This is a genomic window from Scytonema sp. PRP1 (genome assembly GCF_036697665.2).
Lineage (GTDB): Bacteria > Cyanobacteriota > Cyanobacteriia > Cyanobacteriales > Nostocaceae > Kalymmatonema > Kalymmatonema gypsitolerans.
Window position 1 is genome coordinate 1 of record NZ_JBAHYJ020000047.1, and the last position, 15,473, is coordinate 15,473.

The 15,473-nt window shown below is 47.8% G+C and carries 17 protein-coding genes and 2 pseudogenes; 8 read left to right on the plus strand and 11 right to left on the minus strand.

Annotation, left to right across the window (positions count from 1 at the left end; translation table 11 throughout):
- The 3 genes and pseudogenes from V5G28_RS09830 to V5G28_RS09840 form a co-directional block, all read left to right on the plus strand.
- The coding region (locus V5G28_RS09830; RefSeq protein ID WP_336230198.1) for a DnaB-like helicase C-terminal domain-containing protein at positions 1 to 453 on the plus strand (453 nt) is incomplete at its 5' end.
- Positions 434 to 2,119, plus strand: coding sequence for a hypothetical protein (locus V5G28_RS09835; RefSeq protein ID WP_336230199.1), 1,686 nt, complete (start codon positions 434 to 436; stop codon positions 2,117 to 2,119). The genes V5G28_RS09830 and V5G28_RS09835, both read left to right, overlap by 20 nt.
- A pseudogene (locus tag V5G28_RS09840) lies at positions 2,106 to 2,855 on the plus strand (DNA polymerase). The gene V5G28_RS09835 and the pseudogene V5G28_RS09840 overlap by 14 nt, the downstream one beginning before the upstream one ends.
- Before the next feature lie 38 nt (positions 2,856 to 2,893).
- Here the strand turns inward: V5G28_RS09840 and V5G28_RS09845 are convergent.
- Together V5G28_RS09845 and V5G28_RS09850 are read right to left on the minus strand one after the other, a co-directional pair.
- The gene (locus tag V5G28_RS09845; RefSeq protein ID WP_336230201.1) at positions 2,894 to 3,229 is read right to left on the minus strand and encodes a hypothetical protein; all 336 of its coding nucleotides are present in this window, start codon (positions 3,227 to 3,229) and stop codon (positions 2,894 to 2,896) included.
- Positions 3,230 to 3,342: 113 nt separating this feature from the next.
- Entirely contained in the window at positions 3,343 to 3,585 is a 243-nt protein-coding gene (locus V5G28_RS09850; protein ID WP_336230202.1) for a hypothetical protein, read from the minus strand.
- 252 nt (positions 3,586 to 3,837) lie between these two features.
- Here V5G28_RS09850 and V5G28_RS09855 point away from each other — a divergent pair, with 252 nt between their 5' ends.
- Complete coding sequence (locus V5G28_RS09855; RefSeq protein WP_336230204.1) at positions 3,838 to 4,743, plus strand: hypothetical protein; 906 nt, start codon at positions 3,838 to 3,840, stop codon at positions 4,741 to 4,743.
- Positions 4,689 to 7,025: an RNA dependent RNA polymerase gene (locus V5G28_RS09860; RefSeq protein WP_336230205.1), complete on the plus strand. Its 2,337-nt coding sequence runs from the start codon at positions 4,689 to 4,691 to the stop codon at positions 7,023 to 7,025. The genes V5G28_RS09855 and V5G28_RS09860 overlap by 55 nt, the downstream gene beginning before the upstream one ends.
- A gap of 109 nt (positions 7,026 to 7,134) precedes the next feature.
- Here V5G28_RS09860 and V5G28_RS09865 read toward each other — a convergent pair.
- Together V5G28_RS09865 and V5G28_RS09870 are read right to left on the minus strand one after the other, a co-directional pair.
- Positions 7,135 to 7,625, minus strand: a pseudogene (locus V5G28_RS09865) (HAD-IC family P-type ATPase); the annotation flags it as partial.
- 156 nt (positions 7,626 to 7,781) lie between these two features.
- Positions 7,782 to 8,180 (minus strand): ArsR/SmtB family transcription factor, encoded by a 399-nt coding sequence (locus V5G28_RS09870; protein WP_336230206.1) that lies wholly within the window; start codon positions 8,178 to 8,180, stop codon positions 7,782 to 7,784.
- A gap of 68 nt (positions 8,181 to 8,248) precedes the next feature.
- Between V5G28_RS09870 and V5G28_RS09875 the strand changes: the two genes are divergently transcribed.
- The 3 genes from V5G28_RS09875 (at position 8,249) to V5G28_RS36625 (ending at position 10,348) form a co-directional block, all read left to right on the plus strand.
- Positions 8,249 to 9,559 carry an HAD-IC family P-type ATPase gene (locus tag V5G28_RS09875; RefSeq protein WP_442994239.1) on the plus strand — a complete coding sequence of 437 codons (1,311 nt, stop codon included), beginning with the start codon at positions 8,249 to 8,251 and terminating at the stop codon, positions 9,557 to 9,559.
- A complete protein-coding gene (locus V5G28_RS09880; protein ID WP_336230207.1) occupies positions 9,543 to 9,830 on the plus strand; it encodes a tetratricopeptide repeat protein in 288 nt (95 codons plus the stop codon). The genes V5G28_RS09875 and V5G28_RS09880 overlap by 17 nt, the downstream gene beginning before the upstream one ends.
- Positions 9,831 to 9,919: 89 nt before the next feature.
- Entirely contained in the window at positions 9,920 to 10,348 is a 429-nt protein-coding gene (locus tag V5G28_RS36625; protein ID WP_442994240.1) for a cation transporter, read from the plus strand.
- Here the strand turns inward: V5G28_RS36625 and V5G28_RS09885 are convergent.
- The 7 genes from V5G28_RS09885 to V5G28_RS09915 form a co-directional block, all read right to left on the minus strand.
- A complete protein-coding gene (locus tag V5G28_RS09885; RefSeq protein WP_336230208.1) occupies positions 10,249 to 10,671 on the minus strand; it encodes a hypothetical protein in 423 nt (140 codons plus the stop codon). The two genes, V5G28_RS36625 and V5G28_RS09885, sit on opposite strands and share 100 nt — an antisense overlap.
- Before the next feature lie 167 nt (positions 10,672 to 10,838).
- Positions 10,839 to 11,087, minus strand: coding sequence for a hypothetical protein (locus V5G28_RS09890; RefSeq protein WP_336230210.1), 249 nt, complete (start codon positions 11,085 to 11,087; stop codon positions 10,839 to 10,841).
- 23 nt (positions 11,088 to 11,110) lie between these two features.
- Positions 11,111 to 11,593, minus strand: coding sequence for a signal peptidase II (lspA, locus tag V5G28_RS09895; protein ID WP_336230217.1), 483 nt, complete (start codon positions 11,591 to 11,593; stop codon positions 11,111 to 11,113).
- A gap of 48 nt (positions 11,594 to 11,641) precedes the next feature.
- Complete coding sequence (gene lnt, locus V5G28_RS09900; protein WP_336230212.1) at positions 11,642 to 13,267, minus strand: apolipoprotein N-acyltransferase; 1,626 nt, start codon at positions 13,265 to 13,267, stop codon at positions 11,642 to 11,644.
- Between the two features lie 168 nt (positions 13,268 to 13,435).
- On the minus strand, positions 13,436 to 14,065 hold the full coding sequence (locus V5G28_RS09905) for a cation transporter (protein ID WP_336230213.1): 630 nt from the start codon (positions 14,063 to 14,065) through the stop codon (positions 13,436 to 13,438).
- A gap of 276 nt (positions 14,066 to 14,341) precedes the next feature.
- Positions 14,342 to 15,199 (minus strand): CPBP family intramembrane glutamic endopeptidase, encoded by an 858-nt coding sequence (locus tag V5G28_RS09910; RefSeq protein WP_336230215.1) that lies wholly within the window; start codon positions 15,197 to 15,199, stop codon positions 14,342 to 14,344.
- An 11-nt stretch (positions 15,200 to 15,210) separates the two neighbouring features.
- The coding region (locus V5G28_RS09915) for a M23 family metallopeptidase (RefSeq protein ID WP_336230216.1) at positions 15,211 to 15,473 on the minus strand (263 nt) is incomplete at its 5' end.

Consider the following 15,473-nt stretch of genomic DNA (forward strand, 5'->3'; position numbering starts at 1 on the left):
GTGGCAACGGGGTTAAAGCAACTGGCGCGGGACACGGGTGCTGCTGTGGTGGCGATCAGTGACATCAATAAAGCAGCCTACCAGGAAGCGCTTCGGACTGGAACGTTAGATATGGGTGCGTTACGGGACTCGTTCAAGATTGCCCACGCCGCAGACTGCATTATGCTGCTCCAGACGGGGAAGGCACAGCGCGGCAATGACCAACCCAGAGATCAGCTTGATCTGCTAGAAGAACGCTATGCCGGGGACTATCTCAGACTCCGGCAAATTCAAGACGTGCGTGCTCAGTATCCGCTTAATGAGAAAGCGAAGGCGACCTATGCGCGACTCAGCATTCTCAAAAATCGGGGTGGTGTCACAGCAGAGCCATTGTTTGTTTATGAGCGAGCTTACCACCGCTTTATTCCGGTTGATTTGGATTTAGGAGAGGACAATGACCGTGAAGATCTCTAGCCCCAATGTTAGTGGTGTAGAAGCGAATTCCAATCTCTCTATGGCTGCTGATCCACTATATGAGGATTTAATGGATTGGGCAAAAGCTCGGAAACGGCAGTTTTTGAGGAATCGGGTTCAACAGAGTAGTGAGCCTGTTAAAGCTGCAACTGCTGAATCAGAAACACCATCGGCGAGCGATACTTGGATCGAAACCTGGTACACTCCACCGCCTCTACCATCGCGGATTGCCAAACAGAAAGCCATTGCTTCCTATGCTCTCCATCAAGAGATAGGAGGAAGAATAGAAATAGAGGAAGTTAAGGAAACCAAACCTCTTACCTCCCCTAGTCCTACAGCCTCACCGCTTCCAAACCACGACAGTTTTGAGATTGGTCAACAAGTTGTTCTCCCTCCAGACTCTCAGCGTGTACCATCAGGTATTCCAATCGATGCTGTACTGGTTATTCAGGAGATGTATGTCAACGTTTATCGACAACATCAAAATATCTGGTGTGTTTGGTGTAGCAGTGATGCTTTTTCTGGTTTGAAGTCGATTGATTCAGATTGCTTAATGCCATTGCGAGAAATAGTTCAGATCGCTGCTACAGAAAGTGTATCTGCAATGGATTTAGAAAATTTTTATATAGACGAGAAAGCAGATTCTAGTTCATCTCATCCTGTTGTGAGTTATGAATTCGTTGAAGATGGACAAAGGCTTTCAGACCTACTTAAGCCCTTACAAAGTTGTCAGGCGATCGCGGTTGACACAGAGACAACTGGACTTGATCCCTTAAAAGATCGAATTCGTTTAGTGCAAATTGCTGCGGCTAATCAACCTGTTATTATCATTGACCTGTTTAAAGTTGCCAGGGAATCGCTAGCTCCTCTATGCGAATTGCTTCAAGGTACTCCAATCAAAGTTTTGCAGAATGCCAAATTTGACTTGAAATTCCTTCAGCAGGCAGGACTTTCCATTGCTGGCAAACTGTTCGACACGATGATAGCGGCGCAATTATTGGATGCAGGAGTGCGTTCGCACGGATACAACCTGGCGGAACTAGTCAAGGTCTATCTAGGAGAAGAACTCTCCAAAGAACAGCAGCGAAGTGATTGGAGTCATCCCAGTCTTTCTTCTGAACAGTTAGAGTATGCAGCGCGAGATGCAGCGATTCTACTGCGGTTACGCGAGGTAATGAAGCCCAAGCTAACAGGTGCTCGTTTGGTGGAAACTGCCAAGCTAGAGTTTGATTGTTTGGGAGCGATCGCCCAAATGGAACTCAATGGAATGCTACTCGATCTTTCCCGTTGGGATTCCCTGCGACAAGAACTGGAGCAAAGAAGAGATCAGATGGCGGGTGAATTGCGACAACAGTTTCAACCAGCTTTGCTGAGTGCCCAACTCGATCTCTTGGGGAATGAGGTGTCTCTCAATCTGGATAGTCAACCGCAGGTATTAGAGGCACTACAGAAAATGGGTGTGCCAGTAGAGAACACCAGTAAACTCTCTCTGATTCCGCTGGCAGACGAGCATCCGCCTGTCAGAGCATTGCTGGACTACCGTAAAGCAGCAAAATCAGTCCAAGCGTTTGCCAGTAGCCTGCCCAAGCACGTTCACCCTATTACCGGACGCATTCATCAGACTATCAACAGATGGAGCTGCTACCGGGCGCATGTCCTGTCGTAACCCCAATTTGCAACAGATTCCCAGAGATAAAATCTTTCGCAGTTGCTTTATTCCGGCTCCAGGCTATCGCTTAGTCGTGGCAGTCTACTCTCAGATTGACGGGTGGCAGCAGAACTGAGTGGCGATCGCCGCATGATTGAGGCATACCAGAATGATGAAGACCTGCACCGACTAACCGCTGCCCTGATTGCTGATAAATCCTTGGATCAGTTGAGAAATCGGAGCGGCAGGAGCCAAAGCTGTTAACTTCGGGCTGATCTATGCGATGGGTGCCAAAGGGTTAGCTGAATATGCTTATAACAACTATGGGGTACAGATGAGCTTAAAGCAGGCAGAAACCTTTCGTAAGCGATATTTTGAGGCGTATCAGGGTATTGCCCGCTGGCATGGGGCGATTAAGCGAAGATTGCCCAGGGAGATGAGGACGATGGGCGATCGCTTGCGACGCTGGCAGGATGAACCCAAGTTGACTGAGCTTCTGAACACTCCAGTTCAGGGCACTGCCGCCGATATTACCAAAGCTGCCTTAGCAAAACTGCCTACAGCCTTAAGGGAAACAGAAGCTAGATTAATTGGCACCGTGCATGATGAAATTTTGCTGGAAGCTCCAGAGGGTAAGGCAGAACAGGCTGCACAGATTCTTCAGCAAGTGATGGAGCAGGCTGGACAACGATATTTAAGAAAGGTGCCAGTGAAAGCGGAGGTAGCAGTCGTCAGCAGCTGGGCTGAAAAATAGTGGTCTAAAAAATTTCTGTTTAAGTTTTTTAAATTCCTTCAAGAGCCTGGGTTGTTTAAATCAGCCTGGATATGCTGGCTTAACACTTGCTGGAACTCTTCTATTGAACTGATTGTGATTGCTTGAAGGTGGAGTTGTCTGAGTAATGTACCATCTTCTAAACTAGCCAACAATTCACCCATTGTTGGAGGGATTGTCGCGAATCGAACCCTCAAAACGTCAATAATTGTTTCCCAGAGGGTCTCTAGTCTTCCTTCCTGAATACCCTCTTCCTTGGCTAGACGTTCAATGCTAGTGACATATGGCATCTGACGTTCCTCCTGGTACTGTCTTAACTCTGCCCGTAATTCCCGCTCTAGGCGATCATCGCTCATGCAACGTTAGCCTGTGTATTACCTGTAATCATAGAGATTCATCAGGTTCGTAATAATGCCAGTTGTAGCGACGAGAGCTGCTACCGCTATCTAACTTATCGATCGCCCCTGAATCACCATTCAAAAATTCGCCTAGATCCCTCATACTGGCTGGGATACCAGGAGCCAGAATTAGTGGTTTTTGGTTCATCAGGTAGCACCATAGTTTCCCCAGGCTTCAGATGAGCAAAGCGTGGGTGACATTCATCTTGAGTTCTGCCATCTGGGGTCAGGAGTTCTTCGCTTTCATCATCGGGTTCCTGATCGTATGCCTGCACCAGCAAACCGTTCTCCAGACGTTTAATGTGCCACGGCATCGTTATCCTCCTTGCTGTTCAGTTCAAGAATAGCCACCTGGCTGATTTTGCCATGGCTGCTTTGTGTAAAGGTCAAAAAACAGTCTAACGCTTTCTAAGTTAGATGATAGTACGTTTATATCATGAACCGTAGGTAATGGATCTGACCACGCGGGTCATTGAGGGTTCCGGTCTCAGCATCCCGATTTTTGATGGGGCGCACAACAACGGGAAGGGACGGTATTTGTCGGAGCCGGAGATTATTAAAAACTCTTGCTGGAACAGATGTTTGAGCCAGAGGAGTTGCAATCTCTGCTGCTCGTAAAAATTGACAATCGTAATCCCGATGCAAATCATCTGCGGGCGCGCGATTTTGCCGATGGCACTTCGCGGCGACTCACATTTAGTTCTGGCAACAGTTACTACTTTGCGGATGACGACTTGCGTAAGAAGATCCGGCGCTTATTTGCGACAGAGCCGGATACTGCCTGTCGGTATGGTTCTCTATTAGTGAGTAATTGCTACAAAGGGTCTGGCACGTTGGAGAACCTGCGGGTCAAAATTGTGGATTTTAATGACCCAGAGTATGATCACTACAAGACTGGAGATTGTCACGGTAAGATTTCGCCGCCGCAGCTTGCCCGTCAATTAGGGGGTGAGCAGAACTGTCCGTTTCAGTTTCGGTTTGCCTGGAGGAGGCAATGGGCAAAAGGAAGCGAGGAAAATTGTCCGCGTGTCAGCTTCTTATCTAAGGGAACGCTACTGCCTGATGCTCGACTGACTGAGGCAGAGGGCTATGACATCATCATGGATCGATCGTCGATCAAGGGGATTAAAAAAGCCCGGTTGGACGAGCTGGTTCCGTGTGGAGATTATGAGTTTCCGCGAGCCATCATGGGCAACCGGGGCAATGCCAGAGCAACCAGTTACGACAATAGCTGGCAATTTACCATCTGGTATTCCGAGGATGCCGTGCGGCAAGATTTGAAGCAGCCGACTGAGAAAAAAGCCAAAGTTTTGGCAGATTTACAGCGAAATCCTTTGGCACTCGCACGATACATCGTGCAGAATACGACAAGGAACAACAACGGCGACAGGAGCGATCGGAAGAAGAATTTGAGGATATGGATGGGACTGCCAATAGTCAGGTACAGGAATCTCGCTGGATTTCACTGCTAAGAAGCGATAAATATGGGCAATTGGTTGAAACTCCCAAGTTTCGGAAGTTTGCAACGGATTATGTGGCAGGTAGATGGCGAGATTTAGCGATTAAGAGCGGCTACAGCCATAGTTCTGGTATGGCGATGCCATCGGATGACTTACCGCGTGGCACGGTTTGTGTGCCTCATCTGCCAGAAGGAGATGTGATTCTGACCCGCTACCCGATCGTTAACTCAGACAATATTCGTCTCTACCGCAACAGCCACGACCCGGAGCTGAAGAAAACTCGCAATGTCATCTGGATTAATCCCAAAGATGCTGAGGAATATCACCAGGCAGACTTCGATGGTGATCAACTCATGGTCAGCCCTGCTAGCCAGTTGCCTAACCTTGCCAAAGAAACGCTGCGAGCGGGCGAGCCAGGACGATTTGAGGCAGTAAAGCAACGCCCCAAGCTGGCTTACAGCGAAGTTGCCACCGATGATGGTGGCTCAAAGTACCAGAATTTGGCTCAGATTGCGGCGGCGGCGAATCAGAACAAGGTAGGTTTGGTGGCAACCAACATTGGGCGGGTGCAATCGTCGATGCCGGGGGAAGGGGAGAATGGCGAGCGGTTTGAGCGCCGTCAACGCAAACTGCTTAACCGTCTGTTTCAAGCACTTCAGGTCGAGGTCGATTCACCCAAAAGTGCAGAACGGTTGGAGGACATCAAGGAGATCGAAGGGGAGAATCTGCTTTCGGATGCAAAACGCTGGTCAGAATCTCATCCCAGCCACTTTTTTGACTTTAAGAAGGACGATCGCCTCTATCGGAGCTTTGCGATGCCTGCCGATGCTCCTGGCTCGATCAATGTGCTTGCCAGAGAAGTCGTCAATCCGTTGTGGGAGCCGACTCGCATTCGGAGCCGCGATCGCCACGAGTTTCGCTATTTATTTCCGAAAGATGAGTTGTCTGTGGATGCGTTGGAGTGGGCAGAGGAACTGAAGACCCGGTTCCAGCAAGCCAGGGATGAGATTCAGGAACGGGTTGGGGAAGACCGGGATGCTTTCAATGAGGAATTGGGCAAGCTTTACGACAGCTATCGAGCCGAAATCAATGAATTGTTTCCGACTCCGGAAGAGCGTTTTGAGGGAGCCGCGGCACTCTGGTATACCCAGCACACGCGCCCGGAGATGGATCGGCATCGTCGGGATTGTCTGGCATTGGCAGAGCAAATGGACACCACCTTTGCCCTTCAGCATGGCTATGAAGTACCCAGTGAAGCGCTACCCAGAGATGCTTATGTGTTGAGTGTACCGTTTGGGGCGGATGCGATTCGGTGGAAGGAAACCTTAGAGCAAAAAGGTATTCAATTTGATGCGATGATTCATCCGCAGCTACCGACGATTGAGTTTGCGCTCAAAGATCTTCCGCCCCGTTTGGTTGAAAAGCTGGAGGCGAGGTTTGGCAAGAATGTTAACGATTTGGATGAACTTCGTGTACCCGATGATTTGCGGATTATTCCTCCCGCTGATCATACTTGGGCGGAATCTCGGCAGGATTCGGGCGTGGGGGCGCTGGCATACAACCTGTTGACTGAGGAAGTTTGTCAGCAGCTTCAGGTATTTCAGTTCGATGAAATCAAGGTTTTGGGTATCCGCCACAATGACTTTGCTGGGGAGAACTTTGCTAGTAAGCAATGGCGCAATCACTCTGTGGGCGTTCAGGTGGGGGAGTTTGAACTGCCGGAATCGCATCCAGAGTATTACCGTTATAACGGCACCCCGATCGTCCAGATCGACGATAAGAATCTGGGCACCTTCTCACCGGATACCCCTAAGCTACCGATCGGGAGTTCTTTTGAAGCTAATCTACGTCCCGAAGGTTCCAGCGTGGTGCTGAAGGTGAACCCTGATTCGATTCAACTGCCTGAGCCAGTTCTCCCCGGTGCCGAATCGGCTCAAAGTTCTGAACTGGATAGAGATCAATGGCGTAGGGAGATGTTTTCAGGACTGGTAACAGCCATAGCCACAACCTATGAACAGCGGCGGTCAGATGGGTCTGAAATTGCTCAGTTTAAGGTGGGTGATAAATGGACTGCTTACATTCAACCTACAGGTGACTTCATCATTCGGAACGAAGCAAGGCGAACGATTTGTCGGGGAAATCTGAACACAGGTGAGGAAACGTTGCCATTATCTGAAGAATATGCAAATGACTTAGAGAAAATGATGGTAGCGAGAGAATCAACTGCTCAACATCAGGAAGTATTAGCCACTAATCGTTACGCTTTAAAATCGAGAGAGACACAATTAAGTTAATAGTCATAAATTTATCGGGTAGTCCTATTTCTTGAAGGATGGTGAATAATAGCCATTTTCAGGACTTTTTTATGGAAGTAAACTACCTATCCCTTCCAGCTTGAATCTATTAACCTTTGAGCAATCGTAATCCTCTCACCGTCACGATCACTGTGGAACCCTCATGTCCCAAAACACCAAATGATAGAGTTATACTACCAGCAAAGTTGAGAATCAGCAAAATCACTACAAAGCTAAGGGCGAATACAATGTTTTGCTTCACAATATTCTGAGTACGACGACCCAAATAAATTGCGTGTTCTAATCGCTCCAGTTGACCTGTCATTAATACAATGTCTGCTGTTTCAAGTGCCACATCACTCCCTGCGGCTCCCATCGCAATTCCGACGATGCTTGAGCTAAGGCAGGTGCATCATTGATGCCATCTCCCCCCATCGCAACCGTCTGGTAGTGCTTCTGGAGTTTGCAAATCACATCAACTTTATCTTCGGGCAAAAGCTCTGCATAAACTTGATCGACTCTAATCTGTTGAGCAATGCTGTAGGCAGTGCGCGAGTTATCCCCGGTCAGCATGGCAATATTTTCACAGTTCGACTTCCTTCAAAATTAGGGTAAACAAATTAAGTTAACCAAAAACAAATTAAGTTAACCAATGGTTTGCTTTATTGTTGCCCTTGTTGTTTGCTTGAGCATCTAGTTTCAAAATAATGCCACGCTGCAACTGTTCTGACTACAGGCTGGTTGATCACCCATAGCTCAGGTATTCGTCTCTCTCAAGTGTTCTGCAACTTCTCGATATAAATTTATTACATGAGAATCTGCCAGACTGTAATATACATTCCGTCCTGCCTTACGATATTTAACGAGGCGCATCGATCGCAAAACACGCAGTTGGTGAGACACGGCTGATTCCCCCATCTTCAAACCCGCTGCTAAATCACATACACACAATTCTCGATTTGCCAATGCTGAGAGCAATCGCAACCGAGTTGGATCTGCCAGCACACCAAAAAACTCAGCCATGCGTTGCGCTTCAGGTATAGGTAAGACATCTGGCTGCACTTGACGCACGGTATCCAAATGCACCAGAGGAGAATCACAACTCGGTGCATCAGAATCCTGGAGAGGCAGGTCAGGACGTTCTCGCTTCGGCATAGTTGGCAAAGAGTTTGAAATATCAGCTCACACCCAGTATAAGGGTAAGAATGGTTATCGTTCTATATATGAATATACTTTCAGATATTGAAGGGTTTGTCTTATTAATTCAAAATATTCACGATGCCCGTAACATTTCTATGACTCAAACTCCATCTCTCAAAACTCAGCAGATGCAGGTCAGCGGAATGGACTGTACAAGCTGCAAGATGAAAATAGAAGGGAGCCTGGAACGGCTGAGAGGGGTAACGGAGGCATCGGTGACGGTGGCAACCGGGCGATTAGTTGTAACCTACGACCCGGAACAGGTCAACGAAGCCGCAATTCAAGACCGAATCAGATCTCTGGGCTACACCATTCGAGATCCTCGATCGTCCACGCCTCAAACAGCAGCGAGACATCAGCATGACCATGATCATGCCGCAGAGCACCGTCACGATGACGGGCATTCTCACGACGAGTCGGATGTAGACGATGGCCATGATCATGGGCACAATAACGGCTCTGGTAAATTTAACCTGAAGCAAGAACTGCCCCCCGTCCTGATTGCGATCGCCCTGTTTGCCATTGCCATTCTGTTTGAGCAGCCCTTACACAACACGCCCTACAACTTTGCCGAATTTGCGGTTATTATTCCTGCCTATCTGTTGAGCGGGTGGACGGTATTGAAAGCGGCAGGACGCAACATTCTCAGAGGGCAGATTTTTGATGAAAACTTTTTGATGACGATCGCCACCCTGGGCGCACTGGCAATTCACCAGCTACCTGAAGCGGTGGCGGTGATGCTGTTCTTTCGAGTCGGAGAGTTATTTCAAGAGTATTCGGTGGGGCGATCGCGCCGTTCAATTAAAGCGTTGCTGAAAGTACGTCCTGATACCGCGAATCTCAAGTTGAATGGCACGGTAAAACAGGTTTTGCCTGAAACGGTCAACGTCGGAGACGTGATTCTGGTTAAACCGGGCGAGAAAGTTCCGCTGGACGGTGAAATTCTAGAGGGTGACTCACAAGTTGACACCTCAGCCCTAACGGGAGAATCGGTGTCGCGTACCGCTAAACTTGGAGATTCGATTCTGGCAGGCATGATTAACAGATCCGGTGTGCTGACGATTCGAGTCACCAAGCTGTTTGGAGAATCCTCGATCGCCAAGATTCTAGATCTGGTGGAAAATGCGTCTAGCAAAAAGGCATCCACTGAGAAATTTATTACAAAGTTTGCTCGCTATTACACGCCTGTGGTAGTGATGCTTTCGCTGGCTGTTGCCCTGTTACCTCCCTTACTGATTCCCGGAGCCGATCGCGCAGATTGGGTTTATCGTGCCCTGGTGCTGCGTGGAGCAAGCCTTAAGAGCTTATCGAGAAGCGGTGTCTCTGCAACCTGACTTGGCAAAGGCTCGGAAGGCGAGCGCCGACATCCTTCTAGAACAGCAAGATACATTAATGGCGATCGTCGAACATCGTCAAGTGCTTGAACTAGCTCCTACGGATGCAAGCTCCTACTACCACTTAGGACTCGCACTGCGCGATCGGGGACGCATTCCAGAAGCCATCGAAGCACTCGAACAGGCACGTAATCTTTACCAACAGCAAAATAGCACTGAAGAAATTCAGGCTGTGGAAGCTGTTTTGCGTGAACTTCAAGCCGATGAGTGACCTCTATTGCCAACTGCGTCTACTCAGCCATGTATACCTCTACAATTGCCAGTGAAAAAAGAACACAACCGATCAAGCTCCTATAGATCGTGTTAGGAACGCGGAGTGGGCTTTTCTTGGCAGAGTTAATTGTCGGGCTGTGGGTTCATAGTCTTTCCTTACTCGCGGTTGCACTGGTCGTCGCTGCATTGAACCGTCATTCGGCTAATCCAGTAGATTCTGATCCAAATCATTTAGAAGCCTTGTCCGCGTTGTTCAATAGTCTGATCCTCCTGGGAATTGCTGGGTTTATTGGCTGGGAAGCGATTCTGCGATTCCAAGATCCACAGGTTAGTGCAGGACTCCCTATCCTGATGATGGCGGTTTTAGGATTTTTAGTGAAAGGAATTAATGCAGTTTTACTGCACGACGAGAGCCATCACAGCTTAAATATCCGGGGGTATTTCTTCATGCGATCGCCCTCTGTCACGTGCAGGGTTGGACCCGGAACGCGCCCATTATACGTCCAGACAAGATAAACCACTCCAGGCGCAATCTCAACTTCTCGTTCTGCAACTGAGATCTCAAACTCTCGTAGGGTTTGACCGTTGGATAATTGCGATGCCTTGCCTGTATCCCAATCCGTCAAGATCGTTTGTGGATCAAACCCATTGCGGGCATTGTCTACATCTCCCATCGTCATACTGCCACCATGAACAGGCACAGAATGACCCGATGAGGGGTGGCTATCTGCACTGGGAGATTGAGCAAAGGCACTATTCGGAAAAACCCTACCCAGCAACGCACCCACGCCAAGAATGCCACCGCCAATGAGCGATCGCCGTTTGAGACTCAAGTCCATACCCTTTGCTTTTCATATTTCTTTCATAATTTCACAGATTAGCGCATTTTGATTAAGTTCAGCCGTTAAGGTTTGTAAGTGGAGTGGCTAATAGATACTCAGATTTCACAAAACTTATAGAAATCAACCAGACAGTCTACGTTTATCTCTAGGCTAAGCATTAAGATTCACTCGATTTTGTAATAAGGATGCCTTGATTGCTTGAGTCTTTTTAGCAAGAAATAAAATAAGCATAAATACTTAGAGGATTTAGAGGTATCACACAGGCAGTGATATTTTGTAGAAGATAGAGAAAAAACTGAACCTGCGATCGCTTGCTGACGCAGCAGCCCAAATAGTTTGCTGATTAGGGTTGCAAACGCCACAATTCCAGCAATGTTAACCAGAGCAAGAGACAATTTTTGATGTTTATGCATTCTAGAAAGGCTCAGCTAAATTTCTAACGTTTGGTTTTTTGTGCTTGATCACTACGCCGCCCTTCTCGAAACGCTGCAACCAGCAAGCAAACAATCCCAATGTTGATTGCCACATCCGCTAAGTTAAAAACTGGAAAATGAATGAGGCGAAAGTCTAGAAGATCTACAACTTCCGCTCTGACAAAGCGATCGACCCCGTTCCCCAAAGCTCCTCCTAAAATGCAACCGTAACCCACTCGCTCCCAGCGGTTGAGGTTAGCGCGGAGCGCCAACACAACGAGACCCAGACTAACTCCTAAAGAAATCCATTTCAGCAATCCACCACTATTGGGGAATAAGCCAAATGCAGCACCTTTGTTGATGACATAGGTCAAGTGAAATACCCCTGGAAGAAGCGGCAAAGTCTGACCCAGATCAAAAAATTGAACGGTCAAAAATTTGCTGGCTTGGTCGATTGTGAAACTGAGCAAAGCTGCATACCAGAAGGTTCTATTTTTAACTCTTATTCTCACTTGGTTCAGACCTACTTCATAGAAACAACATTTGGAACAACTCTATGCTTTATGTGACAACAGATTACGGTTTCGTTTGAAACAGTCGAGCAACCAGGCTATCAATCCTGCTACTGCCAACAAGGGGGTAAGCCAGTCTCCCCACCGGACATAGAGAGTTTGAGTTGAACGGCGATAAATTGTATCGATGTGAAGCTCATAGGTGTTTAAGTTGGAACGCCATAGGGTTCGTCCGTGCGGGTCTACGATGCCGGAGTAACCTGTGTTAGTGGCACGCACTGTCCAACGATCACTTTCAATTGCTCGCATGACATCCTGAGCATGATGTTGAGCAGGCATGGCTGGACTGTAATGGGCATTGTTAGAAGCAGTGAGAATGAACTGCCCTCCTGTCGCTGCTTGAGCGCGAAAATGCTCGGCAAAGGCAGACTCATAGCAGATGCCCACGATCACTCGACCGAAGGGGGTATCGAAGGTTTGGTTAGATTGACCTGCAATCAGATTTGTTTTGAGGGGTGAGAGGCGATTCATAAATTTACCTAACCATTGCTCAAAGGGAATATACTCGCCCAATGGCACTAGCTTGACTTTCCGGTATTCACTAAGGGTCTGCCCATTAGCCGCAACGGTAAACAGGCTATTGGTCAAGCGCTCTCCTTCCGTACCAAATGCTCCAACCCACGCCACAACTTTTTCTTTCAAGATGGTTTGATAAAAGGTATTTTGAACGCGGTTTCGCTCAGTCCATTGAAGGGGTAAAGCAACCTCTGGAGTGAGAACAGCATCCACCCCCTGATTTGCCAGTATCTGGTAACCCTTGGTGTAGTTTTTGAGAGCGCGTTGCCAGCCTTCTTCGTAAAGCTTGACTTCGTTTGGAATATTTCCCTGAATGATGCCGACTCTCAGTGCTGATTCTGGAGGTTGAGCGAGAGGATGATTGTATAAGGTAAAGCCGATTAAATGCAGAGTGATGATGGTTCCAGCAGCAATACATAAATACTTATGGTTGAAATATATGGGGCGAGTTACAGTTTTACGGTTAATCCATGCTTCGGCAATCCATGCATTTACAGCAATGATGGCGGCTGTTACGGTGAGAGGGCCTGAAATTTGCCCTAGATGCAGGAGTGACAAATTGAAGGGACTTTGCGTGTAGGACAGAGAACTCCACCACAAAGGTCCTTGGCTCCAGAAGGATTCTAGGCTACACCAAAGGGTTGTTCCAATCAGGACACGACTGAAAGCAATTTTTAAGTTGGATGTTTGAGACAGAGAGCGACAAACAAGTCCAAATATCCCTGCCCACAGCGCAACAAGGACAGCTCCCCACAGCGTAATAAAGACCCAGCAGAAGAGGGCGATCGCCAGACTTACCCACCAGTTGACTCCCATCCAGGTCATCGGGTGAATACCAGTAATCCAAAACAGTGCCAGTCCATGATACCCAGCTCCCCAAACCAATCCTTGCAAGAGCAACGCTTTGAAACTGCTCTTGAGTTTCACCGTTAAAATCCATAATGGCACCAATGCAACCCATGCCAGAACCCAGAAACTAAGAGGAGCAGGTGCTAACCCCATCAAAACGCCACTCGCTAGAACGATGATGAGAGGATGCTGCTGCGAGAGTCGTTTTTTGAGATTCAGCTTCAGGAATTTAGGTTTAGTCATGGATTCGTCGGGCGGACAAAATTCATCGTAAATGCAAGCCAGTTTCCGTAGAGATTTTGGTATCAGAGCTTGTTCTGTTTATGCTTTCCTAATCGCTCTAAACCACAGCCGTTGGGGAGAACGTTTTGATGTTATTTCCTCCATTTACGCCCTTTTGTCTGATGTAGCTCATCGCCTTGCGCCAGAGCGTGACTCTCTTGCAGCATCGCGCAGAATATCGATTCCACCTTTCACGGCAATCGCGGCAATTGCGGCACCGACGACCAGATCGGGCCACGGTTGATTGATCCAGGCAACTAGCCCACCAGCGACCAGAATGCCCAGGTTAGAGATAAAGTCGTTGGTGCTGAAGGTCTGGGCTGCACGGAGGTTTACATCGGCATTTTTTAGAGGCTTCAGCAGTTTGAGGCAGAGCAGATTGATTGCCGTCGAAATCACGCTCATTGCAACCATGACGATTCCAACCGGCTCGGAGCCCGTCAAGAAACGACGGATCGCGTCGCTCAAGACTCCAATTGCGAAGACCATTAGAAGCACACCCGACACACGCGCCGCAACAACTTTCAGCTTAGGCGATCGTCCGAGCGCGAAAAGACTGATCGCGTAGACAGCACTGTCGGATAAGTTGTCTAGGGCATTAGCGATCAAACTACTAGAGTTACCCACTAAGCCGGTTATGAATAGCGAAAGCGACAGCAGCAGATTCAATCCCAGAACCTGAAATAGAACGCGACGCTTTTGGGGTATCGTCGCATCAACGGTTTTGTCTTTGTTTGAGTCATTAGTTACTTTGCTCATAATAATTCTGAATTTGTGCTCACTGGTACACATTGCCGCTGACACTCAATCTGCCCCCTTAAAACATCCTCTCAAAGACTGCAAGGCTTTTTTACTGTGATTGTGGAATGATACGGTTAATTATGAAAGAATTAAGTTATAGCAATCGAGGAGTTAGTTAGGACGGGGTGCAGGGGTGGAACCCTTGGCTGGAGGCGAAGCCTCCACACCTCCTTTGTTCCAACTGTCTCAACAGTTGCTATATTACTCAAACGGTTGAAGGGTTCACTTCAAACATTACTTATGACTGCGTTTCCGGGTGAGATACTCTTTCCACGCTTCAGGAAATCGTCTTAAACTCAATGCAATTAAACTTAAAAGTAATAACCCCGCACAACCTGCTAAAGGATTGCGATCAATACCTGTCACCCAAGCTGGAACTTGATTAGAATACTGTACTAGCTCCCCTACATTAACGATGTAATAACCCCAAACTAAACCTGTATGAAGCCCGATCGCAAAGCCTAAACGCCCATGATAGATTTGTCTTGCCCAACTCAGCGTTAAGCCCAACATCAACAACCCTGGAAAACTGGGTATAGTTCTCAAGATTTCTGACCAGGGTTTGATAAAATGCAAGAGGGCATAGATGGTACTGCTACTCCAGAGAGCAACCTGGGGATAGTAATCCCGTTGCAGTTCATCAACCAGCCAACCACGGAATAATAACTCCTCTGCGAACCCAACTCCTAAAGCCACCATTAGCCCTTCTAATACAAACCTGGGTAAGAATTGCGTTGTATGCCAACTCACCCAGCCCAGCCATCCCTCAACAATAAACAGACAAAACAAGCTAATGAAGCCAATACCCAGCCCTCTCAAAAGTTCAAGTCCATTTTGGCATGTTCTAACCAAGCCATGATTCTGAAGTGGCTGGGGTTGTTGAAGCACAATGCGTCCCCAAAACCATAAAAGCCAGACAAATTCGCTATACAAGACCAACACAGTGATAATGCTGGCGGTGTTGCCAGTTCCCCAAAACCAGTAAATTGGAGCAGCAATCGGTAACCATATTCCCATCAGGACTAGTAAGAAGATTCCCAAGCGAATGGGAGCAGGATATTTAGCAATGCGACCAAAACAAAAGTGAAACATAAGGGGCAAGATCAGGATGACTGTTGGGCTGCGTACATGGCTCGTAGAACTAAGCCAGGATCAACCCAGTTAGAGCCATACTTGAGTATCCAATGCAGATGTGGTCCTGTTGTGCGTCCTGTCATGCCAACCCGGCCAATACGAAATCCTGCTGGAATCAGTTGACCTGCCTGGAGCTGAATGTTCCCCTCTGAATCAATAAGAGATGGTTGCCCTTCAATGACTTCAACATATCCACTCGTATGGCAATATTTGTGTGTCCACTCTCCAGGAT

What these genes read in the sequence shown, in the direction of transcription:
- V5G28_RS09905 (WP_336230213.1), bottom strand. Translation starts at nt 14,065, where the DNA reads ATGAGCAAAGTAACTAATGACTCAAACAAAGACAAAACCGTTGATGCG.
- V5G28_RS09890 (WP_336230210.1), bottom strand. Translation starts at nt 11,087, where the DNA reads ATGCATAAACATCAAAAATTGTCTCTTGCTCTGGTTAACATTGCTGGA.
- V5G28_RS09885 (WP_336230208.1), bottom strand. Translation starts at nt 10,671, where the DNA reads ATGGACTTGAGTCTCAAACGGCGATCGCTCATTGGCGGTGGCATTCTT.
- V5G28_RS09850 (WP_336230202.1), bottom strand. Translation starts at nt 3,585, where the DNA reads ATGCCGTGGCACATTAAACGTCTGGAGAACGGTTTGCTGGTGCAGGCA.
- V5G28_RS09835 (WP_336230199.1), top strand. Translation starts at nt 434, where the DNA reads ATGACCGTGAAGATCTCTAGCCCCAATGTTAGTGGTGTAGAAGCGAAT.
- lnt (WP_336230212.1), bottom strand. Translation starts at nt 13,267, where the DNA reads ATGACTAAACCTAAATTCCTGAAGCTGAATCTCAAAAAACGACTCTCG.
- V5G28_RS09910 (WP_336230215.1), bottom strand. Translation starts at nt 15,199, where the DNA reads ATGTTTCACTTTTGTTTTGGTCGCATTGCTAAATATCCTGCTCCCATT.
- V5G28_RS09845 (WP_336230201.1), bottom strand. Translation starts at nt 3,229, where the DNA reads ATGAGCGATGATCGCCTAGAGCGGGAATTACGGGCAGAGTTAAGACAG.
- V5G28_RS09875 (WP_442994239.1), top strand. Translation starts at nt 8,249, where the DNA reads ATGAATATACTTTCAGATATTGAAGGGTTTGTCTTATTAATTCAAAAT.
- V5G28_RS09860 (WP_336230205.1), top strand. Translation starts at nt 4,689, where the DNA reads ATGGATGGGACTGCCAATAGTCAGGTACAGGAATCTCGCTGGATTTCA.
- V5G28_RS09870 (WP_336230206.1), bottom strand. Translation starts at nt 8,180, where the DNA reads ATGCCGAAGCGAGAACGTCCTGACCTGCCTCTCCAGGATTCTGATGCA.